General features: G+C 60.3%; 19 protein-coding genes and 2 pseudogenes. 5 read left to right on the top strand and 16 right to left on the bottom strand.

What is annotated here, in order from left to right:
- Nucleotides 1–78 precede the first annotated feature (78 nt).
- Nucleotides 79–990 (top strand): LysR family transcriptional regulator, encoded by a 912-nt coding sequence (locus tag KGB25_RS13600; RefSeq protein WP_207284588.1) that lies wholly within the window; start codon nt 79–81, stop codon nt 988–990.
- 42 nt (nt 991–1,032) lie between these two features.
- On the opposite strand, the gene KGB25_RS13595 is transcribed toward KGB25_RS13600, so the two are convergent.
- From KGB25_RS13595 to KGB25_RS13585, 3 genes are all read right to left on the bottom strand, one after another.
- Entirely contained in the window at nt 1,033–1,290 is a 258-nt protein-coding gene (locus tag KGB25_RS13595; protein ID WP_008039090.1) for an Atu4866 domain-containing protein, read from the bottom strand.
- Between the two features lie 15 nt (nt 1,291–1,305).
- Nucleotides 1,306–2,043: an SDR family oxidoreductase gene (locus KGB25_RS13590; RefSeq protein WP_223435196.1), complete on the bottom strand. Its 738-nt coding sequence runs from the start codon at nt 2,041–2,043 to the stop codon at nt 1,306–1,308.
- A 149-nt stretch (nt 2,044–2,192) separates the two neighbouring features.
- The gene (locus KGB25_RS13585; protein WP_223435194.1) at nt 2,193–2,633 is read right to left on the bottom strand and encodes a DoxX family protein; all 441 of its coding nucleotides are present in this window, start codon (nt 2,631–2,633) and stop codon (nt 2,193–2,195) included.
- A gap of 154 nt (nt 2,634–2,787) precedes the next feature.
- Between KGB25_RS13585 and KGB25_RS13580 the strand changes: the two genes are divergently transcribed.
- Nucleotides 2,788–3,690: a helix-turn-helix domain-containing protein gene (locus KGB25_RS13580; protein WP_223435192.1), complete on the top strand. Its 903-nt coding sequence runs from the start codon at nt 2,788–2,790 to the stop codon at nt 3,688–3,690.
- Nucleotides 3,691–3,735: 45 nt separating this feature from the next.
- Here KGB25_RS13580 and KGB25_RS13575 read toward each other — a convergent pair whose 3' ends face one another.
- Nucleotides 3,736–4,500: an SDR family NAD(P)-dependent oxidoreductase gene (locus tag KGB25_RS13575; RefSeq protein WP_223435190.1), complete on the bottom strand. Its 765-nt coding sequence runs from the start codon at nt 4,498–4,500 to the stop codon at nt 3,736–3,738.
- Nucleotides 4,501–4,778: 278 nt separating this feature from the next.
- Here KGB25_RS13575 and KGB25_RS13570 point away from each other — a divergent pair, with 278 nt between their 5' ends.
- From KGB25_RS13570 to chrA, 3 genes and pseudogenes are all read left to right on the top strand, one after another.
- Entirely contained in the window at nt 4,779–5,696 is a 918-nt protein-coding gene (locus KGB25_RS13570; protein ID WP_008024727.1) for a LysR family transcriptional regulator, read from the top strand.
- A gap of 19 nt (nt 5,697–5,715) precedes the next feature.
- Nucleotides 5,716–5,850: pseudogene (locus KGB25_RS13565) on the top strand (chromate resistance protein); the annotation flags it as partial.
- Nucleotides 5,843–7,201 carry a chromate efflux transporter gene (gene chrA / locus KGB25_RS13560; RefSeq protein WP_223435184.1) on the top strand — a complete coding sequence of 453 codons (1,359 nt, stop codon included), beginning with the start codon at nt 5,843–5,845 and terminating at the stop codon, nt 7,199–7,201. The pseudogene KGB25_RS13565 and the gene chrA, both read left to right, overlap by 8 nt.
- Nucleotides 7,202–7,263: 62 nt before the next feature.
- Here chrA and KGB25_RS30590 read toward each other — a convergent pair whose 3' ends face one another.
- The 12 genes and pseudogenes from KGB25_RS30590 to iolE all read right to left on the bottom strand — a co-directional run bounded on the left by KGB25_RS30590 (nt 7,264) and on the right by iolE (nt 21,928).
- Entirely contained in the window at nt 7,264–8,019 is a 756-nt protein-coding gene (locus KGB25_RS30590) for a methyl-accepting chemotaxis protein (protein WP_411736698.1), read from the bottom strand.
- 102 nt (nt 8,020–8,121) lie between these two features.
- Nucleotides 8,122–9,144: pseudogene (locus KGB25_RS30585) on the bottom strand (HAMP domain-containing protein); the annotation flags it as partial.
- A 610-nt stretch (nt 9,145–9,754) separates the two neighbouring features.
- Nucleotides 9,755–10,777 carry an ABC transporter permease gene (locus KGB25_RS13550; RefSeq protein ID WP_008039101.1) on the bottom strand — a complete coding sequence of 341 codons (1,023 nt, stop codon included), beginning with the start codon at nt 10,775–10,777 and terminating at the stop codon, nt 9,755–9,757.
- Between the two features lie 56 nt (nt 10,778–10,833).
- A complete protein-coding gene (locus tag KGB25_RS13545; RefSeq protein WP_008039108.1) occupies nt 10,834–12,399 on the bottom strand; it encodes a sugar ABC transporter ATP-binding protein in 1,566 nt (521 codons plus the stop codon).
- Between the two features lie 70 nt (nt 12,400–12,469).
- Complete coding sequence (locus KGB25_RS13540; protein WP_008039109.1) at nt 12,470–13,396, bottom strand: sugar ABC transporter substrate-binding protein; 927 nt, start codon at nt 13,394–13,396, stop codon at nt 12,470–12,472.
- A gap of 156 nt (nt 13,397–13,552) precedes the next feature.
- Entirely contained in the window at nt 13,553–14,605 is a 1,053-nt protein-coding gene (locus KGB25_RS13535; protein ID WP_192228358.1) for a Gfo/Idh/MocA family protein, read from the bottom strand.
- Between the two features lie 132 nt (nt 14,606–14,737).
- Nucleotides 14,738–15,748, bottom strand: a complete 1,011-nt coding sequence (locus tag KGB25_RS13530; protein WP_008039111.1) for a Gfo/Idh/MocA family protein — start codon at nt 15,746–15,748, stop codon at nt 14,738–14,740.
- 32 nt (nt 15,749–15,780) lie between these two features.
- The gene (gene iolD, locus KGB25_RS13525; protein WP_223435180.1) at nt 15,781–17,712 is read right to left on the bottom strand and encodes a 3D-(3,5/4)-trihydroxycyclohexane-1,2-dione acylhydrolase (decyclizing); all 1,932 of its coding nucleotides are present in this window, start codon (nt 17,710–17,712) and stop codon (nt 15,781–15,783) included.
- Nucleotides 17,713–17,848: 136 nt separating this feature from the next.
- Entirely contained in the window at nt 17,849–18,670 is an 822-nt protein-coding gene (locus KGB25_RS13520) for a TIM barrel protein (protein WP_223435179.1), read from the bottom strand.
- A 25-nt stretch (nt 18,671–18,695) separates the two neighbouring features.
- Entirely contained in the window at nt 18,696–20,198 is a 1,503-nt protein-coding gene (locus KGB25_RS13515) for a CoA-acylating methylmalonate-semialdehyde dehydrogenase (protein ID WP_008039116.1), read from the bottom strand.
- A 30-nt stretch (nt 20,199–20,228) separates the two neighbouring features.
- Nucleotides 20,229–21,038 carry a 5-deoxy-glucuronate isomerase gene (gene iolB / locus KGB25_RS13510; RefSeq protein WP_008039118.1) on the bottom strand — a complete coding sequence of 270 codons (810 nt, stop codon included), beginning with the start codon at nt 21,036–21,038 and terminating at the stop codon, nt 20,229–20,231.
- Nucleotides 21,035–21,928: a myo-inosose-2 dehydratase gene (gene iolE / locus KGB25_RS13505; protein ID WP_223435177.1), complete on the bottom strand. Its 894-nt coding sequence runs from the start codon at nt 21,926–21,928 to the stop codon at nt 21,035–21,037. The genes iolB and iolE overlap by 4 nt, the downstream gene beginning before the upstream one ends.
- Nucleotides 21,929–22,011 lie beyond the last annotated feature (83 nt).

The raw sequence follows: 22,011 nt of genomic DNA, 5'->3' as shown, positions 1-22,011 counted from the left end.
CAATAGGCCCGGAACGATTACTTGATAAGCCGGTACAATTGGATTGCACTCGTCCACCAGCATCAGGAATGTCTCGCCATGCTCGACCTCAATGACATCGCCATGTTTGTGCAGGTAGTACGTTGCGGCAGCTTTGCAGAAGCCGCGCGACAGCTGGGCATGCCCCCCAATACCGTGAGTCGGCGCATCCAGCAGCTCGAAACGCAGCTCGGCACTCGGCTGATGCAGCGCTCCACTCGCAAGCTCACGCTCACCAGTGCCGGCCTTGGCTTTCATGAGCGTTGCGTGGGCGCCGTCGAGGGCCTGCTCGAAGCGGGACAGGCGTTGATGACGGGCAGTCACGAGCCCAGTGGTCGGGTGCGCGTGGCGGCCCCGGCCGACTTTTTCGACTTTTTTCAGATGCAATGGGTGACGGAGTTTCTGACCGCGCATCCGCGCGTGCGACTCGACTTCGTGCTCAGCGACGCGAAGGCCGACTTGATCGCCGAGCAGATCGACGTCGCCTTTCGCGGCGGCCCCTTGCGCGATTCAGGCTATGTCGGTCGTCAGATCCTTGACCCGCGCAGCGTCGGGATGGTCGCCAGCCCCGCCTACCTCGCGGCGCGGGGTTCACCCCGCACGCTGCATGACCTGGTAAACCACGATTGTGTGATCTCGGCGCATCCAGGCGGCCATGCCACTTGGCGCTTGGTCGGCCCGAACGGTGAGGAAGAAGTGCAAGTGAGCGGACGCTTCAGCGGCAATACCGCCCAGGCGTTGCGCAAGGCCGCCGTGGCGGGCCTCGGCATCGCGCTGCTGCCGCCGGTGATGGCCAAGCTTGAGGTGGAGGCCGGCGCACTGGTCCCGGTGTTGCCTCAATACCAACCCAACGGTTACGGCCTGAACGTGCTGTATCCGAGCCGCCGACAGTTGCCGCTGGCGGTATCAGCGTTCATCGAGTTGGTCATCCAGAAGATGAATGCGGCCGACTCTTCGCCTGTGCATCAGTAACGGCACCCATTGCGGGCACCCCGTCACGGCAGTGGCAGGCCTCTACACCTCGCGATAAAGAATCATGCCCGCGTGGTACAGAATCCCGTCGCGGAAGTCGCCATCAGCCGTGAACCCGGTGTCATCGACGTACTCGATGTGGTCACCTTCCAGCCAATACCGCCCCTGGTAGGCACTCGCCTTCCGGCCCCGGGCTTCATCGTACCGGCCACCCGGCAAGAGCTCATGGCGGATGAGTCCGTCTGCCGTGACCCACATACCGACATACTTGTCCTGATCAGCGGATTTTTTTACCGTCATGTTCAAGTCCTCTGTTCAGAACGCGCTGGCGGTCGGGCGGACAATCAGCTCACTGACATCCACATCGGCAGGCTGTTCGATGGCGTAAGCGATAGCGCGAGCGACGGCCATTGCCGGGATGGCGATCTTGCGGAACTCGCGCATCTCGGCACGCCCGCCTTCATCGGAAATGCTCTCGGCCAGCTCGGACTCGGTTACGCCGGGTGAAATCACCGTGACACGAATGTCCCCGCCGACCTCCTGACGCAATCCCTCAGATATGGCGCGCACTGCAAACTTCGTCGCGCAGTAGACCGACGCCGTTGGGCTGACGGTGTAGGCGCCAATCGATGCAATGTTGATGAACTGGCCTGATTTCTGTTTTTGCATCAACGGCAAACCTGCCGCGATACCGTGCAAGACGCCGCGAATATTGACGTCGATCATCTGATCCCATTCAGAGACCTTCAGCGCCTCGAGTTTCGACAGCGGCATGACCCCGGCGTTATTGACGAATACGTCGACCCGGCCATGCAGATTCAACGCAAAATCCACGAATGCTTGTACGTCGGTCAGACGGGTGACATCCAATGCCTGGAAGTGGGCACTTCCCCCGCTGGAATTGATCTGCGCGCAGAGTATTTCGAGGCGCTCCGTACGACGTGCCCCGAGCACGACATGTGCACCGCTACTGGCCAACAGGCGCGCTGTCGCCTCACCTATTCCGCTGCTCGCGCCCGTAATCAGAACGACTTTTTTCGAAATATTCGACATGACCCTAATCCCTCACTTGAGTGGCTGGTGACGCGAGAGCGGTGTCTCGCTGCCAGTCCAGATTAGGGATAACGGTGGGCAGCCAGTTAGTCAGATCCTTCTGACAACTTGCCTGATCCTGTCGGGATAACGGGCTGCGACTTACCGGTTCAACGACGGCGAGCGTCGAGGCTGAAGCGACCGGCACCGAAGGCCACGACCTGCAACAGGCCACCAGCCATCGCGATGTTCTTGAAGAAGTGGATGAACTGGTTTTGATCGCCCAGTGCGTTATGGAAAGCCAGTGCGGTAAATACGCTGAACACGGCCAGTACAGCGGCAACGGTGCGAGTGCGGTAACCGGCGATCAGTGCCAGGCCACCACCGACTTCGACAATGATCGCCAACGCCAGCGCCAGTTCCGGAAGCGGAAGACCCACGGAGCTGATGTAGCCGACCATCATCGCGGGAGCGGCCAGTTTCGAAAAACCGGAGAGGATGAAGATTGCGCTGAGCAGTACGCGGCCGATCAACGAAGCCGAGGCTTGGGCCACGTCGCGGCGGCTCTGTTCAGAGCCGGTGGAATGAGCGATGTTTGCAGAAGTAGTCATGAGGTATTTCCTTCAAAGTTTGTGCGACTCGCCATGAATCGCTGCTGTGAAGAAATTTTGCGTCTTGCCCTCTCCTCTGAATAGCCGACTAATTTAGATCATTAGATTCGAATAAATAGGCAAGTAACTCCCCCCATCAACAGGAAGTTCAATCGTGCAAATCGTTGAGCGAACCTCTGCAACAGGCCTGGAATCGCACATTCGCGGTCAGCGCCTGGCCGCCTCCGAGGATGTTTTTTCCAACGATGTGCTGGTGCAGATCTTTACCCGGGAAAGGATCGAACAGAGCTTTGTCGTTCCCGCCGTGGCTGAACCGCTGATTGTCTGGGTGCTTTGCGGGAGCGCCACCATTGAAGAACGGGAGCCCGGCAAAGAGTGGCTGGCGAGTGAGGTGACAAAGGGTGATTTTTTCCTGACCACCAGTGCTGTGCCCTACGAAATGCGCTGGCACGTGAACAGTGCGGAGCCCTTCGTGGTGATGCACATTTACCTCGGTCTGCCATTGCTTGAACGTGCAATCCAGGAAACCCACAAAGAGGTCACCGGTGCGATTTGCCTGCGGGAAATATCCGGCGGTCGAGATGAAGCGCTGTCAGTGCTGTTCGAACAATTCAGAGTTGAACTGACTGCCCAGGGAGAATCCAGCCCACTGCTGATGCAAGGCATCGCCCAGTGCATCGCCGTGCATCTGGCGCGCCGGTATCTTGATACGCAAGCGGACAACATCGTGCAGCGCAACGCCCTGCCGGCCTTCAAGCTCAAGCGTGTGCTGAACGCGATGGAGAGGTCATTGAGTGAGGCGTTTTGTCTGGGTGACCTGGCCGACGAAGCCGGCATGAGCGAGTACCACTTCAGCCGCCTGTTCAAACGCGCCACGGGGCTTTCACCCTCGCGCTACTTCATCAGGTTGAGAATGACCAAAGCCAGGCAACTGCTGATTGAAACCGACATGAGCATCATCGATGCCGGACTGGAAGTCGGGTACAGCAGCGCCAGCCATTTCTCTCAAGCGTTCAAACGGGAAGTCGGCGTCCTGCCCAGTCACTACCGCAAATGAAAAACGCGGCACGGCGTGCACCGTGCCGCAGGTACAACCGACCCATCAACCGCCCACGGGAATGCTCATGCCGCCATCGGCCATGACCACCGAGCCGACAATGAAACTGGCGCGCTCGGAGGCCAGGAATGCCACGATTTCGGCGATCTCCCCGGGCGAGGCGGCACGGCCAATGGGGGCGGATTTCCCGTGCTCTTGCAGGAAACCCGGGCCGTCTTCCATGAAGTGATTGAGCAGATTGGTGACCACGTCACCCACGCCAATCGCGTTGACCCGGATACCGTGTTCTATCGCTTCCAGCGCCTGGGTCCGGGTCAACTGCGCCAGTGCCCCTTTCGACGCGGTGTAGGCCGCGATACCGGGGAAGGCAAAGTAAGAGGCATAGGAGGCAATGTTGACGATAGCGCCTGACTTTTTCTTCATCATTTCTTTCGCCGCTTCGCGGGAATGGAGAAATGCACCCGTCACGTTTGTCTCCATCTGCCAGCTCCAGTCCTCGCGGGTCATCTCGACCAGAGGCTTGTAGATGATCCGCCCCGCATTATTGACCAGCACATCGAGCTTGCCGAAGTGTTGAACGGCCAGTGCAACAGCCTGTTCAGCCGAACCATCGACCGTGATATCCGCCACCAAAGGCACCAGCCCCGGGCGCTCAAGTGCATTCACTTCAGGGTTGATGTCTTCGGCTATGATCCTGGCGCCACGGGCATGAAACAGCTCGGCGATGGCACGGCCGATACCGCTGGCGGCGCCCGTCACAATCACGACTTTGCCGGCGATCTCGTTGGGGGTAGGAATGAAATCAGTCATCTTGTTTCTCCTGTTAAGAGCGCAGCTGAATAATTCCAGCCGCTGCGCATACGCCTGAACGTATGGGGGTGTCGCAATCGACGACTCAACTGTCGCCGATTGCGACCCGCCACTCTTTAGGAGCCTTGCTCACCCTGTCGGGGCTTTGCGCTTATCTGTCTGGCGTTTCAGTTTCCCTGAGGGTCGGGTTGAAAGCGCAAGCCGGGCAGGCGATCCATGCTGATGAAACGGTTAGCAATACCGGGATAATATTGACCATTACGTTCGAGGAAACACGCATGATTTCTGATCCCGGAACACCGACACTGGACCAACTGCGCGTGTTCCTGACGGTCGTTGAAGTTGGCAGTTTTGCAGCGGCTGCCAGAAAGCTGCATCGAGCCACTTCGGTCATCAGCTACTCGATTGCCAACCTGGAAATGCAGCTCGGCGTGTCGCTGTTCGACCGTCAGACGACACGCAAGCCGCAGCTCACCGACGCTGGCCGCACCGTTCTGGCCGAAGCCCGGACCATCGCCAATGGCATTCATGGTTTACGCGCCAAAGTGAAAGGGCTGCTTCAGGGGCTTGAAGCCGAAGTCCACGTGGTGCTCGATGTGATGCTTCCCCCGGAGCGCGTGGTCGACGCACTCAAATCCTTTCGCGAAGAATTTCCTACGGTTGCCCTGCACTTGCATATGGAAGCGCTCGGCGCCGTCACGGAACTGGTGATCAACCGTGGTGCTATCGTCGGCGTCAGTGGGCCGATGAACGAAGGCATCGACGGTATCGAAAGAATTGGCGTCGGCAGCGTGGAGTTGATTCCGGTGGCAGCCCCGAATCATCCACTGGCTTCAAGCGACTCGAATGTGCCGGGCGCCGGGCGAGAGTTCACGCAACTGGTGTTGTCCGATCGCTCGCTTCTGACCAAAGGCAAGGATTTCGCCGTGCTCAGTAACCGCACCTGGCGCCTGGCGGACCTGGGTGCCAAGCACATGCTGCTGCGTGAAGGCATCGGTTGGGGGAACATGCCGTTGCCGATGGTCCAGGAAGATCTGGAGAGCGGCCGGCTCGTGCAATTGAACATACCGGAATACAAAAGCGGCCAATATACCTTCGACGTCATCTACCGTACGGATCTGCCACCGGGCCCTGCGGCAAGGTGGTTGATCGACCGGTTCGTACAACAAGGCTCGGTGCTGGATAGCGCCGCTTGAGGACGATTTCGCCCTGCCTGCATCAGCTCTCGAACGGGTGCTGGCAGGGCTGCGTGAAACCATTTCCCATGACGACTACTTGCTCGCTGCGGCAAGCGCCATCTTCGACGGCCTGCTCGACGAATTTGTGAAAGAGGAACAACCCGATGAGTAAGGTTTCCACATTGGACGTTGACGAGAATCTGTCGAGGCCTCAGCCGGTCAGTTTGCGTGAGGCGTTCTGGTTCTGGCTAAAGCTCGGCTTCATCAGTTTCGGCGGGCCGGCAGGACAGATCTCGATCATGCACCAGGAGTTGGTAGAACGGCGGCGCTGGATTTCGGAGCGCAGATTTTTGCATGCCCTCAACTACTGCATGTTGCTGCCCGGGCCTGAGGCTCAGCAGTTGGCGACCTACATTGGCTGGCTGATGCATCGGACATGGGGAGGAGTCATTGCGGGTGCACTGTTTGTGTTGCCCTCGCTGTTCATCCTGATTGCGTTGTCGTGGATGTACATCGCGTTCGGCGAAATGCCCGTGGTGGCCGGGCTCTTCTATGGGATAAAGCCCGCCGTGACGGCCATCGTGGTGCAAGCGGCACACAGGATCGGCTCTCGGGCACTGAAGAACAATTGGCTGTGGGCGATAGCGGCGGCGTCATTTACCGCGATCTTCGCATTCAACGTTCCATTCCCGCTGATCGTGCTGAGCGCCGCTTTGATCGGCTATGTCGGAGGGCGCCTGGCGCCCGAGAAGTTCAGGACCGGGGGCCATGGTTCCGCCAAAAAATCCTTCGGGCCAGCCTTGATCGATGACGACACCCCCACCCCTGAGCATGCCCGTTTTAACTGGCTGAAACTGGCGTCGCTCGCACTTATCGGCGCCACGCTCTGGGCATTGCCAATGGGCATCTTGACCCTCCTCTTCGGCTGGGAAGGCACCTTGACTCAAATGAGCTGGTTCTTTACCAAAGCTGCGTTGCTGACCTTTGGCGGTGCGTATGCCGTGCTTCCGTATGTCTACCAGGGCGCGGTCGGACACTATGGCTGGCTGACCCCGACACAGATGATCGACGGGCTGGCGCTGGGGGAAACCACACCGGGGCCGCTGATCATGGTCGTGGCCTTTGTCGGCTTTGTCGGTGCCTATGTCTCGCAAGTGTTCGGAGCCGATCAGGTGTTTATGGCCGGGGCCGTGGCGGCCTCGCTGGTGACCTGGTTCACCTTCCTGCCCTCGTTCCTGTTCATCCTCGCGGGTGGCCCGCTGGTGGAGTCGACCCACAACGAACTCAAGTTCACGGCACCGCTTACCGCCATAACAGCCGCCGTGGTTGGAGTGATCCTCAATCTGGCGTGCTTCTTCGGCTATCACGTGCTTTGGCCAACAGGCTTCAGCGGCAACCTCGACTGGCCCTCCGCGCTGATCGCGATTGCGGCGGCGGTTGCCTTGTTCCGCTTCAAGCGGGGCGTCATTCAGGTGCTGATGGCCTGCGCGCTCGTCGGTTTGACCGTGCATCTGTTGCGTTAGCCTGGTGCAAGGAATGCGAGGGTGAATCGCATCAATGGCCTTCACCCACGCCCTGAACCAGACTAAACCCGAAATTGCTGCATCAGCCCCTGCTGATGGTTGGCCAGGCGGTTCAGCGCCTGGCTCACCTGGGCCGATTCCTCGGCCTGCCCCGAAAGGGACTCGGTGACATCACGGATGGTCGCCACGTTGGTATTGATCTCTTCGGCCACGGCGCTCTGCTCCTCGGCGGCGCTGGCAATCTGCAGGTTCATGTCGGAGATGACCGATACCGATTCGCCGATTCGACGCAAGGCGGCGACCGCCTGTTCGACGTGTACGACGCTGCCCTGTGCTTGCTGGTAGCTGCTGTTCATTGAACTGGCGACTTCGCGGGTCCCCTTCTGCAAACCTTCGATGACCTGACGGATTTCCTCCACCGAGTCCTGGGTCCGCTTGGCCAGGTTGCGCACCTCATCGGCAACCACCGCAAAGCCGCGCCCGGCCTCACCGGCACGCGCAGCTTCGATGGCGGCATTAAGGGCAAGCAAGTTGGTCTGCTCGGCGATGCTGCGGATCACCTCCAGCACCAACCCAATCTGTTCACTGTTGGCCGCCAGACCTTCGACCTGCGCCATGGCACTGCTCATGTCGCGAGCCAGAGCATCGATGGCGCTGGTGGTGTGGCCAATGATGCCGAGGCCTTCGCGGGTGGCGAGGTCGGCACCACGCGCCGCTTCAGCGGCCTGCGCCGCGCTGCGGGCGACATCCTGGGCGGTGGCGCTCATCTCGTTGGAGGCCGTGGCCACCTGGTCCACTTCGCGATATTGCTGCTGCATGCCGGAGCTGGTCTGGCTGGCGATCGCCGCGGACTGGTCAGCGGTGCTGCGGGCGTCCTGCACCGAACGCTTCACGTCGGCAATCACCGGTTGCAGCTTGTCGAGGAAGCGGTTGAACCAGCCGGCCAGTTCGCCCAGCTCGTCCTTGCGCGAGTAGTCGAGGCGACGGGTCAGGTCGCCTTCACCGCTGGCGATGTCCTTGAGCATGCTGGCGACCCCAAGGATCGGTCGGGTCACGCCGCGCGCGGTCAGCCACACCAGGAGCAGACCGGCGATGGCGGCGGCTATCCCGAGCAGCAGCTCCAGCCAGGTTCCCTGGGTGTTGCGCACGTCCAGATCGTTCTGCAAGGCCATGGCCGGCGCCAGCAGGGTCGTCATGGGCACGTCCAGCAACACGGCCCAGGGCTTGGCATCTGGAATGGGTTGCAGCGGTGCCAGCACCTGCAAATGGTCGTTCGTCTGCTGCTCATGCCCCAACCCCTGACGTTGCAAGTCCAGCAGCTCGGCCGCTTCGCCCGGGTAGGCCTTGGACAGGCTCTGGCCGAGCAGGCCGGCGTCCACACTGTGACCGGCCAGCAAGCCGGCCGGGCTGAGGATACTGATGGCGCCCTGCCCCTGATAAAGGCCCTGACTGCCCGCCGTCGCCAACTGCTGAAGATTGCTCAGGCTGATGTCCATGCCGACCACCGCGATCATGCGACCGTTCTCGATGACCGGAAAGGTCAAGGTGGTGATCAGCGTCTTCTGCCCCGAAGCGTCATCGAAGTAGGGATTCAACAAGCAGGGCTTAAGGCTTTGCTTGGGGCAGTTGAACCAGGTATTGAAAGGGCTGCCGTCGAGCATGGGCGTGGCGTCGCTGATCATGTCTTCGGTCACTGCCAGGGTGTTCAGGCTTGCACCGCGCTGCGCCCAGTAAGTGGCGAATCGGCCTTGTTCGTTACTGCCCGTTTCGGCATGGCCGGCAAAGGCGGAATCGTCTCCGCCCAGCGCATCAGGTTCGAACACCAGGTAGAGGCTGAGCAGTTGCGGGTTGGCCTGCAACGCCTCTTTGATCTGCTGGTTGAGCGAATCACGCAGGGCCTGGCCGTCCAGATTCAGTTTCTGCGCCTGGCGCCGCTGGCGCATTACTTCGCGGGATAAGTTCAGGCCATCCTGGTAGGCCGACATGAAGTAACGTTGGATGGTCAACGCCTGAACCTTGCCCTCCCCTTGCATGCGTTCGCGGGCCGATGCTTCGAGCATCTGCGCACTGCTCGCCTTGACCAGCGTGGTCCCGGCCCCCATGCGGTAGAGCGAGATGCCGATGAGCATGGCAACGATAGCCACCAGACAGAAGCCGGTCAGCAAGGTGATCTTCCATTGGATGGAAAGTCGGTCAAGAGGCATTGAAGCAGTCCTTGTGCGGAGATACTGGTTGAGGTCCGACGATGCGCGCATTGACGGCGGAACCCGACGGCAACGTGGATCGGGTCAGCTCAGCAAGCAGTACTGGCCCCCTGACATCAATCACCAGCACTTTTCACGCCAAAGACATAAACTCCTTAAATTACAATTACTTAATAAAAAAATGGAACCGCCTCGTCGCAGACAGAGGGCCCCTGTGTAAAATTTTGCGACAGACTATCTCTACTTGAATCACTACCTGACCGACCTCCACATGCGCGGCTTGCGAGACAAGGCGGCAACGGACATGGCAGCGAGAGCCAGAGCCGGCCCCCGCTACTGGCAGTCAATGTCAGCGCTTGAGTTTGCGCTTGTTGCGGTATTGGTCGATGACCACCGCGACCACGATGATCAAGCCCTTGATGATGTCCTGGATGTAGGCATCGACCCCGACGAAAGTGAACCCGCTGGCCATCACCCCAAGGATCAGTGCGCCGATGACCGTGCCGGTGATGCGCCCCACCCCGCCCGCCAGGCTGGTGCCGCCGATGACCGCTGCGGCAATCGCATCCAGCTCATAGGACATGCCCATCCCGGCCTGCCCGGTGGCGGCACGGGCCGAAGCCACCACGCCCGCCAGTCCCGCCAGCAACCCGGCGATGCTGTAGACGATGACCAGATGGCGTTTGACGTTAATACCCGACGTACGCGCCGCCTGCATGTTGCCGCCAATGGCGTAGGTGTATTTGCCGTACTTGGTGTAGCGCAGCGCGATGTGGAAGATCACCGCCACCACCAGGAAAATGATCACCGGCATCGCGCCGTGACCGATCGCCGTGTAGGAATCCGACAGCATGCTCACTGGCTGGCCTTCGGTGTAGTAACGCGCCAGGCCACGGGCCGAGACCATCATGCCCAGGGTGGCAATGAACGGAGGAATCCCGGTGATGGCAATGATGCTGCCGTTGATTGCCCCCGCCAGCAGCCCGACGCCGAGCCCGACAATCACTGGAATCCACACCGGCAAGTCGGTCAGCGACGGGAATACCGCCCGAGTGAAATCCGAGGTCTGCGCCAGGCTGGCAGCGATCATCGCCGACAAGGCCAGCACCGAGCCCGACGACAGGTCGATGCCGGTGGTGATGATCACCTGGGTCACGCCAATCGCCAGCAGGCCGATGATCGACACTTGCAGGATCATCAACACCAACCGCTGGGAGTTCATCAGGAAGCTCTGGTCGCGCACGATCCAGCCGAACATTTCAAATACCAGGCCGATCCCGATCAGCACCAGGAAGATGCTCAGCTCGGTCGGAAAGCGCCGGCGACTCTTGGCCGGTGCCGCTGCCGGTTTGTTTTCCAGTATCGCGTTCATAGCCACTCACCTTTCTATTGCGTCATCGACGGCGGCCGTAGCCACCACCCGCATCATTAATGAACCGAGGACATGCCCGAGGCCAGTTGCATCACTCGTTCCTGAGTCGCTTCGCTGCGGTCGAGGGTGCCCATCAGTTCGCCCTCGTGCATGACCATCACCCGGTCGCTCATGCCGAGCACTTCCGGCAGTTCCGAGGAAATCATGATCACCGCCATGCCTTCGCCGGCGAGGTAGGAGATGAGTCGGTAAATCTCGGCCTTGGCGCCGACATCGATACCGCGGGTCGGCTCGTCGAGAATCAGGATTCGCGGGTTGGTCATCAGCCAGCGCGCCAACAAGGCCTTCTGCTGATTGCCGCCGGACAAGGTGTCGATGCACTGCTCCAGTGAAGGGGTTTTCACCCGCAGCTTCTTGCACATGTCTTCGCACAACACCCGCAAGGCTTTCTGCTGAATGAAGCCGTGGCCGGCGTAGTGCGGCAGCACCGCCATTTCCATGTTCTCCAGTACCGAAAGGCATGGGAACAGGCCGCTGAGCTTGCGATCCTCGGTCAACAGTGCGAAACCCTTCTCGATCGCCATGTGCGGATCGCTGATGCGCACCACTTCGCCATCGAGGCGAATCTCGCCACTGTCGCTCGGGGTAATGCCGAAAATCGCTTCGGCCACGTTGGTCCGTCCGGAGCCCATCAACCCGGCAATGCCAAGGATCTCTCCGGCATGCAGGTCGAAAGAGACGCCTTTGAAGATGCCATCCAGCTTGAGGTCGCGCACCGACAGCAACAGATCGCCAATCGGCTCGTCGCGCACCGGAAACAACTGGCTCAACTCACGACCGACCATCATCGAAATCAGGCTGTCGCTGTCCATGCTGTCGGCCCGCTGCAGGCCTATGTAGGCGCCATCGCGGAACACCGCCACTTCATCGGCGATAGCGAACACTTCGTTCATTTTGTGGGTGATATAGATGATGCCTTTGCCCTGGCTTTTCAGGTCGGCAATGATCGAAAACAGGTGGGCGACCTCCTTGTCGGTGATGGCCGAAGTCGGTTCGTCCATGATCAGGATATCGGAGTCATAGGACACGGCTTTGGCGATCTCGACCATCTGCCGCTCGGCGATGCTCAGGTTGCCGACCAGCTCTTCGGGGTCGAGGTTGATCCGCAGGCGCTCCAGCAATTTCGCCGTGCAGCGGTGCATTTCCCGGTGGTCGATCATGTGGAAGCCGTTGAGCTGCTCACGACCGATCCAGATGTTTTCGGCGATGCTCATGTGCGGCATCAGGTTGAGTTCCTGGTGGATCATTGCGATCCCGGCCTGAAGCGCCGCCAGCGGCGTTTCAAAAACCACCGGCTTGCCCCGCAGGCGAAGTTCGCCGGCGTCTGGCTGGTAGATGCCGGCGATGATTTTCATCAGGGTGGACTTGCCGGCGCCATTTTCGCCCATGAGCGCCAGCACGGAACCGGGGCGCACCCGCAGCTGCACATCGGACAACGCCACTACACCGGGAAAACCCTTGCTGACGTTGACGATCTCCAGCAGGTACGGCTCATCGACAGGTGTTGCAGTGGGCTGGGCACCCTTCAAAGGGGTGCTCGAAGCAGTCGCTGAAGCGAACATGATCAGGTACTCCATCAGCAAGGTCGCGCTCGCCACCTTGCGTACTTATTGTTGTTATTGAACGGACGGACTATTTGAACTGGTCAACGTTTTGCGGTGTGATCAGGCGGAACGGCACCCAGACAGCCGACTCGACCGGCTCGTTTTTCGCCATTCTCACTGCAGTATCGATGGAACCGTCGGCCTGCCCCTTGGCGTCCTGAAACACCGAAGCCGCCAGCGAGCCTTTCTTCACGGCATTCAAACCGTCCGGCGTACCATCGACACCTGCAATCAACACACTGCCTTTTTCGACGCCCGCCTGTTGCAGGGCCATCGCGGCGCCAATGGCCATTTCGTCGTTGTTGGAGACGATCGCGTCAAACTTGCGGCCCTGGGTCAGCCAGTCGTTGACCAGGGTCATGCCTTTATCCCGCAGCCAGATACCGCTCTGCTCTTGCTCGATCTTGATGTTCGGGTATTTGGCCAGTACTTCCTTGACGCCCTTGGTGCGATTGGTGGTGGAGTTGTTCGCGAGGTCGCCCAGCAAAATCACAATATCGCCCTTGCCGCCCATCTTGTCCGCCAGGTACTGCATTTGCATTTCACCGGCCTCCAGGTCGTTGGAAGCGACAGTCACCACACCTTTGGGCAGGTTCAGGTCATCGGGGCGGCGGTTGACGTAGACCAGCGGAATACCGGCCTTCACGGCGGCTTCAGTGATTTTTTTGGTTGCGGCCGTATCCACCGGGTTGACCACGATGGCATCGACTTTCTGGCTGATAAAGCTTTCGACCTGGCTCAGTTGCTTGACCACGTCGCTGCGGGCATCTTCGAATTGCAGCTGGACGCCGTCGGGGTAGGACTTGGCTTTCTTGTCCATGGACTCACGCAGATAGGTCAGCCAGGTGTCATCGAACTGGGACATGCTGACGCCGATCTTCACATCGGCCAGCACAGCGCCGCTGGCGACCATCAGGGATAGGGCAAGTGAGGCAAAACGGATCTTGGTCTTCATGAAAAGTCTTTCTCCACATTCTTGTTGGTTTTATGGATGAGGCGTGACGATTTCAGTAAGCGGACAAGCAGGAAAAGTGTTGAAACATAACGCGAGGCAGCTCGCTGGAAATGACTTTATTGGAAAATATTTTCTATATCAACCAATTTTAGAATTTTATTCTGATTTTATTCCATGGCTTTCGAACGGGCTCAACTCCACCGCTTGATGGCGCTTGAAACTCAGCCGCGCGGCGTCTAGCACACGGGTGGTCGCCAGTGCATCACGGGCGTCCACAGGCAGTGGGCCACCGCTCTGCAACGCGGTTTGTAGCTGTAAATAGAACTGATTCCAACAGCCCCGCTCGGAGGGAACCCGTTCGCGCTCTTCGCCCTGTTCGAACCAGCCCCAGCGTCGGTGCTCCTCCACGCCCCAGCGTTCGCCTTCGGTTTTAGGCGAGAGCCCGGCAAGCGCCGACGCCTCCTGCCCGTCCAGACCATCGACGCTGTAACAGCCTTGTGTGCCGGTCACCCGAAAGCGCGGGCCGGGGGTGTTTTGCAGGCAACTGCCACCCAGGTGCGAGGTCACACCGCTGGCGTGAGTCAGGGACATAAAAAAGCCGTTATCGAACGTCTGGCCTTTCTCCAGGTAATCCAGTTCGGCATAGACCCGTGTCACCGGACCGAACAGCAACAACGCCTGATCCACCAGATGGCTGCCCAGATCCCGCAGGAAGCCGCCGCCACTGCCGTTGTTCACCGACTGCGGCGAGTAGCGCTCGATCCGCGACTCAAAACGGGTGACCTGGCCCAGCGCGCCGGACTCGATGAGTTTGCGTACGGTGAGGAAATCCGAATCCCAGCGCCGATTCTGATAGACGCTGAGCCGCACACCCTGGCGCTCGGCCATGGTAATCAGGGTTTGTGCCTGTTGCGCATCGGCAGCGAACGGCTTGTCGCTGACCACTGCCACACCGTACTCAATGCCGTCGAGCACCAGTGCCGGGCGGCCCTTGAGTGGTGTCGACACTACCAACACATCGATTCCGGCTTCCACCAATTGGCCGATGCTGTCGAAGGCTGGCACGCCGGGATGCTCCGCGGCCAGCAATTGTCGGCGCTCGGGGGAGCGGGTAACCACGCCCACGAAGGTCGCCGTTGGCAAACTGCTGATCAGCGGAGCATGGAAAAACCGGCCGCCATGGCCGTAACCGACAAGTCCGATGCGCATACACGTATTTCCCCTGAAAGAACGCAAACCCTGTAGGAGGGAGCCTGCTCGCGATGACGGCGGTACATTCCACATTGATGTCGCCTGATACACCGCTATCGCGAGCAGGCTCGCTCCCACAGGGGATAATTGTTAGCCGTAGAAGCGGGGGCGATCAGGGAGTGCGACGTTGACGATCGCCCCGCTGTTTTGCGCTTCGATGCATGCATCGGCGGCGACAGCGGCAGCAAAGCCATCCCACGCCGAAGGCCCACCCACCTGCCCGGCCCTTACACCATCAATGAACGCCTGCAACTCGACGTCGTACGCCGCGATGAAGCGATCCTTCCAGTCCATCAGAATCGCGTTGGACAACTTCGCCCCGCTACGCAATTGAACCTGGGACGGCTCCGGCAGTTTGGCGATGCCGGTCTCCCCCACCACTTCGCACTGGATGTCGTAGCCGTACTGGCAATTGACGAAAACTTCCACGTCGATGCGTGTGCCCTTGGCGGTTTCCAGCAGAACGATCTGCGGGTCTTTCAAATGCGCGAGGGCCTTGCTGCTCTTGCGCGGGAACACTACCTGCACCGAAACGTAATCGTCGTCGAGCAACCAGCGCAGCACGTCCAGCTCATGGATCAGCGTGTCGGTGATCGCCATGTCGGTCTTGTAGTTCTCGCCCACCGTGGGGTTACGGTGAGCGCAATGCAGCATCAACGGTTCGCCGATCTGGCCACTGTCGATCACTGATTTCAACGCGCGATACCCTTCATCGTACGGACGCATGAAACCGACCTGCACCAGCCGCTTGCCATGGGCCACTTCGGCCTCGACGATCTTGCGGCAGCCTTCGGCGGTGACCGCCAGCGGTTTCTCGCAGAACACCGGTTTGCCTGCGGCAATCGCTGCCAATACGAACTCTTCGTGGCTCGGCCCCCAGGAGGTGACGAGGATCGCTTCGACTTCCGGCGCCTTGATCAGCGCATGACCGTCGGGATAGACCTCGGCAGTCAGCTTCAGATCGGAAACGACCTTGGCCGCTTGCTGCAAATTGATGTCGGTGACCGCGACTACCTGACTGTTGAGCAAGGTCTGGCTGCAACGACGGATGTGGTCCTGGCCGATGGCCCCGGTGCCGATGACGCCAAGCTTCAAAGACATATAAACACTCCTGTTTGTTCGTTTCAGGGCAATCAGTACTGACGGGCCTTGGCCAGTCGTTCGTTCAGGGTCTTGGCCACCGCATCGGTGCGGGCGCTGGTGGAGACTTGCGCCACGCCGACCCGCCACCAGGACAGGTAGCCGTGAATCATGGTTTTGGGCAGGACCTTGATATCGATCAGGGTCGACACGGTCTGCAAGCGCGCATCCGCCAACGCGGCGTGCAACTCTTCAACGGTGTTCACTTTGTAGGTCTTGCAGCCATAGGCCGCCGCGCTCATGGCGAAATCCACCGGCACGAAACCGCCGTCGAGCTTGCCGGTTTGCGGGTTGCGGTAACGGAACTCGGTAGCGAAGCTATCCATGCCGTTGCCCATCTGCAGGTTGTTGATGCAGCCGAAGGTCATGTTGTCGAGCAGCACCACGTTGATCTTGCGTCGCTCCTGAATCGAGGTCGCCAGCTCCGAGTGCAACATCATGTAGGAGCCGTCGCCCACCAGCGCATAGACCTCGCGCTCAGGCTCGGCGAGTTTCACCCCCAATGCGGCATTGATCTCATAGCCCATGCACGAATATCCGTATTCGACGTGATAGGTGTTCACGCCTTTGCTGCGCCAGCTGCGTTGCAAGTCACCCGGCAGGCTGCCGGCGGCGGCAACGATCACCGCGTCATCCGCGAGGGTTTCATTGAGCACGCCGAGTACGCGGCTCTGGGTCAGGCACGAGCCGGTCAACTCGATGAATTCGCGCAACACTGCCGGGTCCAGGTGATCGTTGATTTCCGGGGTGAAGTCCTGGGTCTGGTATTCGATCTGATAAAGGCGATCGACTTCCTCATCCAGCTGCGCCCTGGCCTGATGGGGTTGATCACCCCAACCGGAGCGGTAGTCGCCCAGCGCTTCCGCCAGTGCCTGCAAACCGGTTCGGGCGTCCGCCAGCAGTTGTACGCCGTCGAGTTTCAGGGCGTCGCACGGGCTGATATTGAGGTTGAGGAATTGCACTTCAGGATGCTGGAACAAGGACTTCGACGCGGTAGTGAAGTCGCTGTAACGAGTGCCGATACCAATGATCAGATCTGCATCCCTGGCCAACAGGTTTGCCGCCAAACAGCCAGTCTCACCGATGCCGCCGACGTTCAGGGCATGGCTGGAGACCACCGCGCTTTTGCCGGCCTGGGTTTCGGCAAAGGGAATATCGAAGCGCTCGGCAAAGGCCTGTAACGCCGCATTGGCACCAGAGTATTTGACTCCGCCGCCGCAGATGATCAGCGGTTTGCGCTTGCCTTTGAACAACGCCACGGCATCGTCGAGCATCGCTTCGGTCGCCGGACGGCGCTCGATGCGGTGCACGCGTTTTTGCAGGAAGTAATCGGGGTAGTCGTAAGCCTCGGCTTGCACGTCTTGCGGCAAGGCCAGGGTTACGGCACCGGTTTCGGCGGGATCGGTGAGCACGCGCATGGCGTGAATTGCGGCGGTCATCAGTTGCTCGGGACGGTTGATGCGATCCCAGTATTTGCTCACGGCCTTGAACGCGTCGTTGGTGCTGATGCTCAGGTCGTGGAACTGCTCGATCTGTTGCAGCACCGGGTCTGGCTGGCGGCAGGCGTAGACATCACCCGGCAACAACAGCAATGGGATGCGGTTGGCTGTCGCGGTGGCGGCAGCGGTCAGCATGTTCGCCGCGCCTGGCCCCACCGACGAAGTACAGGCGTAGATCTTGCGTCGCAGATGCTGCTTGGCGAACCCGATGGCGGCGTGGGCCATGCCTTGTTCGTTGCGACCCTGATGGACGATCAGGTCGCCGCTGTCCTGCTCCAGGGCTTGCCCCAGACCCAGCACGTTGCCGTGGCCGAAGATGGTAAATATCCCGGCGACGAATTTGCTCTGAACCCCATCGACCTCGATGTACTGGTTATCGAGGAATTTCACCAGGGCCTGGGCCATGGTCAGTCTTGTAGTGGTCATATCTGATCCTTCAATACACGAAGAAACCCTTGTGGGAGCGAGCCTGCTCGCGAAAGCGTTGTGTCAGGCGACATCAATATTGATTGTGCCGCCGCTTCGCGAGCAGGCTCGCTCCCACATTTGAACCGCGATGGCCTCAGCCCAGGGATTTTTGCAGGTGATCCATGCTCGCGCCGATCGCCTGCTCGATATCCACCAGCCCATGCACGCTGTCGGCAAACGGTTCGAACGACAGGTAGCCGCTGTAGCCGCTGCCGAGCAAGGTCTCGATCTGCACCGCGTTGCCGAGAATGTCGCCCTCGCCCACCAGCACCCGATGGCCATCGCGGATTGTCGCCAACGGCGCTTCGGTATCCTCGACGCCGGAGATGTGCACCAGCCCGGTCAACTCAGGGAAAAACTCCTGTTCACCGGCCAGGTGATGATGAAAGGTGTCGTGCACCAGACGGAACACATCCAGCCCGCCGATGGCCTTGATCGCATCGACCGCCGTGCGTTTGCGCCGCAGCGAACATTCTTCGAAGCCCAGCGGTTCGATGAAACCGAGGATGCCGTGATCGCGCAGGATCGGCGCCAGCTGACTCAACGCTGTGCGCAGGCCCGAAGCGCGTTCGGCCTCGCTGCGCGGGTCGGCCCGGTCGTTCAACGGGCACATGACCAACCCCTGCGCGCCACAATCACGTGCGTAAGCGGCGAGTTTCAACGCCTGCGCACGGCGCTCGTCATTCCACACATCAAACGGATACAACGCGTTGATCGACAGCACGGTGATGCCTTGGGCCGCACACAACTCCCGGACGTGCCCGGGCGTGGTCCCGTCCTCGATCTCGATGCCCTTGAGGTCGTTGCGGATCTCAATGGCGTCGGCCTTGAGAGTCACCGCCAACTCGATGAACGCAGGCAGGGACAAGCGTGGGGCGACCATACGGTTCAAGGCGAAACGCAGCGGCTTGCTCATTATTGTTGTTCTCCGCACAGGTGAATTATTTGGCCGTCGGCATGCTGAATTCCGGGCCCTTGGCGATGCTGTCGGGCCAGCGCTGCATCACGCTTTTATAGCGGCTGTAGAAGCGGATGCCTTCCTCGCCGTAGGCATGGTGGTCGCCGAACAGCGAGCGCTTCCAGCCGCCGAACGAATGCCAGGCCATGGGTACCGGAATCGGCACGTTGATGCCGACCATGCCGACCTTGATGCTGCGCGCAAAGGCACGGGCAATCCCGCCGTCGCTGGTAAAACACGACACGCCGTTGCCGAACTCATGGGCGTTGATCAGGGCCACGGCACTGGCGAAATCCGGCACGCGAACGATGCCCAGCACCGGCCCGAAAATTTCCTGCTGGTAGATGCTCATCCCGGTCGTGACGTTGTCGAACAGCGTCGCGCCGACAAAGAAGCCATTCTCGGCACCCGGCACCTTGAAGTTGCGCCCGTCAACGATCAGTTGCGCGCCCTGGGCTACGCCCTGATCGATGAAGCCTTCAACCTTGGCCTTGTGTTCGGCGGTCACCAATGGCCCCATGTCGGTGTCACCCTGCAGGCCATTGCCGACTTTCAACTGATCGATGCGCGGCAGCAGTTTGGCAATCAGCCGGTCCCCCACATCACCGACTGCCACGGCAATCGAAATCGCCATGCAGCGCTCACCGGCCGAACCATAAGCGGCGCCGATCAGGGCATCCGCCGCTTGATCCAGATCCGCATCGGGCATGACGATCATGTGGTTCTTCGCCCCGCCCAGCGCCTGTACACGCTTGCCACGCGAGGTCGCCTGCTGGTGGATGTACTCGGCGATCGGCGTTGAACCGACAAACGAAATCGCTTCGATGTCCGGGTGTTGCAGCAAGGCGTCGACCGCCGTCTTGTCCCCCTGGACCACGTTGAACACACCGTCCGGCAAGCCGGCTTCGGTCAGCAGGCGAGCCATCAGCAAACTGGCGGACGGATCGCGCTCGGACGGCTTGAGGATGAAGCAGTTACCGGTGACCAGCGCCAGCGGAATCATCCACAGCGGCACCATCACCGGGAAGTTGAACGGCGTAACCCCGGCGCAAACACCGAGCGGCTGACGCAGGTTCCAGTTGTCGATGCCGCCGCCGATGTTGTCGCTGAACTCGGTTTTCAGCAGGTTCGGCGCACCGCAGGCGTATTCGACGATTTCGATGCCGCGGGTGACCTCGCCCTTGGCGTCGGAAAAGACCTTGCCGTGTTCGCGGCTGATGATTTCCGCCAGCTCATCGTGATGGCGGTCGAGCAGTTCCTTGAACTTGAACATCACCCGCGAACGCCGCAGGGACGATTGCTCGGACCAGGCCGGGAAGGCTTTCAGGGCCGAGGCGACAGCCTGGTCCACGGTCTTCTGGCTGGCCAACCCGACCCGCGCCTGAACGCTGCCGGTGGCCGGGTTGAAGACGTTGCTGAACCTTTCACTGCCGCTGTCTTGCACCTGACCATCGATGTAATGACCTACAACCTGGGCGTCGCTCATTGTGCTTGTTCTCCGTGCAGAGGTTGGAATTCAGAGATCCAGCAGCCAGCTGTGCTGCGGATCGTTATGGAATTGCCAGACGCGTTTCGGGCCCGCCATCACGTTCAGGTAATACGACTCGTAGCCGTACGGCACACTGACCGGGTGATAACCCTTGGGCACGACCACAAGGTCGTTGTTTTCCACGGCCATGGCCTGATCGATGCTGCGATCGTCGGTGTAGACCCGTTGGAACACGAAGCCCTGGGGCGGGTTGATCTGGTGGTAATAGGTTTCTTCGAGAAAGCTCTGGTGCGGCAGATCGTCGGTGTCGTGCTTGTGCGGCGGGTAGCTCGACGAGTGCCCCGAAGGCGTGCGCACTTCCACCACCAGCAGCGAATGGGCCGGCTCGGTGTCCGGCAGGATGTCGCAGACGTAGCGGGTATTGGCGCCCTTGCCGCGCACGCTGCGTTTCATGGTCTCGGGTTTGATCAGCCGTGGGCCGAGGTTCTCGGTTGGTGCACCGGGCGCCGCGCAAACGGCGATCTGCACATCACTCAACGCGACAATCCGGGCCTGACTGCCGGGCGGCAAGTACGCGGCGAACGGGGATTTGTCTTCAAACACCGACTGGCGATCCCCAAGGTTGTCCCAGTCGAACACGCCCTGCCCCGGCGTTTCACCCTTGATGCCGACCCGGCCGCTGAGCAGCACCAGGCACAGTTCCTTGTCACCGGCAGAGACCGGCAGGGTTTCGCCGAGGCTCAAGCGGTAAGCGGCGAAACCGACGTATTCAAGTTCACCTTTGCCCAACTCGACCATGGTCCGGCCACGGGCATTGCTTTTGACCAGCAGGCTCATCGTGCCGTCCTCTCGTCGAGCAGCGCACGCAAGGTGTCGAAGCCTTTTTTGGCATAGACGTAGCTCGGGGCCACCGCCGGGTCCTGCTCGGCCTCGACCACCAGCCAGCCCTGGTAATCGGCCGCCAGCAGCACGTCGAGCAGTTCGGCGAAGTCGATGTCACCATCTCCCGGCACGGTGAAGGTGCCGTTGATGATGCAGTCCGGGAAGCTCCACAGATTGTTGCGCGCCAACTGCACTACCGGTTTGCGCACGTCCTTGAAATGCACGTGGCAAATGCGTGAGATGTGTTTGCGCAGCACCTGCAAGGGTTCACCGCCCCCCATGTAGCAATGACCCGAATCGAAGAGCAGGCCAACTTCACTGCCGGTCAACGCCATCAGGGTGTCGATGTCCGACGGGGATTCGACGTAGGCGCCCATATGGTGGTGATACGCCAGACGTACACCCTGCGACAGGGTGAAGCGCGCCAGCTCGGTCAGTTTGTCAGCGTATTCCTGCCACGCCTGTTCGGTGTGAAAACGCGGGCGTTCGACCAGAGGAATACGTTGCCCTTGAATGGAATCGGCGACTTCTCCGTAAACCAGCACCTTGGCGCCGTTCTTCGCCAGCAGCTCGACATGGCTGGCAATGGCGTCGATTTCCTCGGCCACAGAGCGGCGTGCCAGGCGACTGGAATACCAGCCGGACACCAGCGCCAGGTCATACGGGCGCAGTACATCGCCAACGCCTTTGGCGTCCTTGGGGAATTTGCCGTTGAGTTCGAAGCCTTCGTAGCCGATCTCCTTGCCTTCGCCGAGGGCGGTGCTCAGCGGCGTCTCGCCACCGAGGGACGGCAGGTCGTCGTTGCTCCAGGAGATCGGGTTGATGCCAATTCGGATAGCGGGCATGGCTGCACCTTTTATTGTTTTCTGAATTTCCGTTGAATCTGAGGCCGCCTTCGCGGGCAAGCCTCGCTCCTACGGGAAGCTAC

Source organism: Pseudomonas sp. BF-RE-21 (genome assembly GCF_019947305.1).
Taxonomy (GTDB): Bacteria; Pseudomonadota; Gammaproteobacteria; order Pseudomonadales; family Pseudomonadaceae; genus Aquipseudomonas; species Aquipseudomonas migulae.
This window is presented reverse-complemented; position numbering and strand designations above follow the sequence as displayed.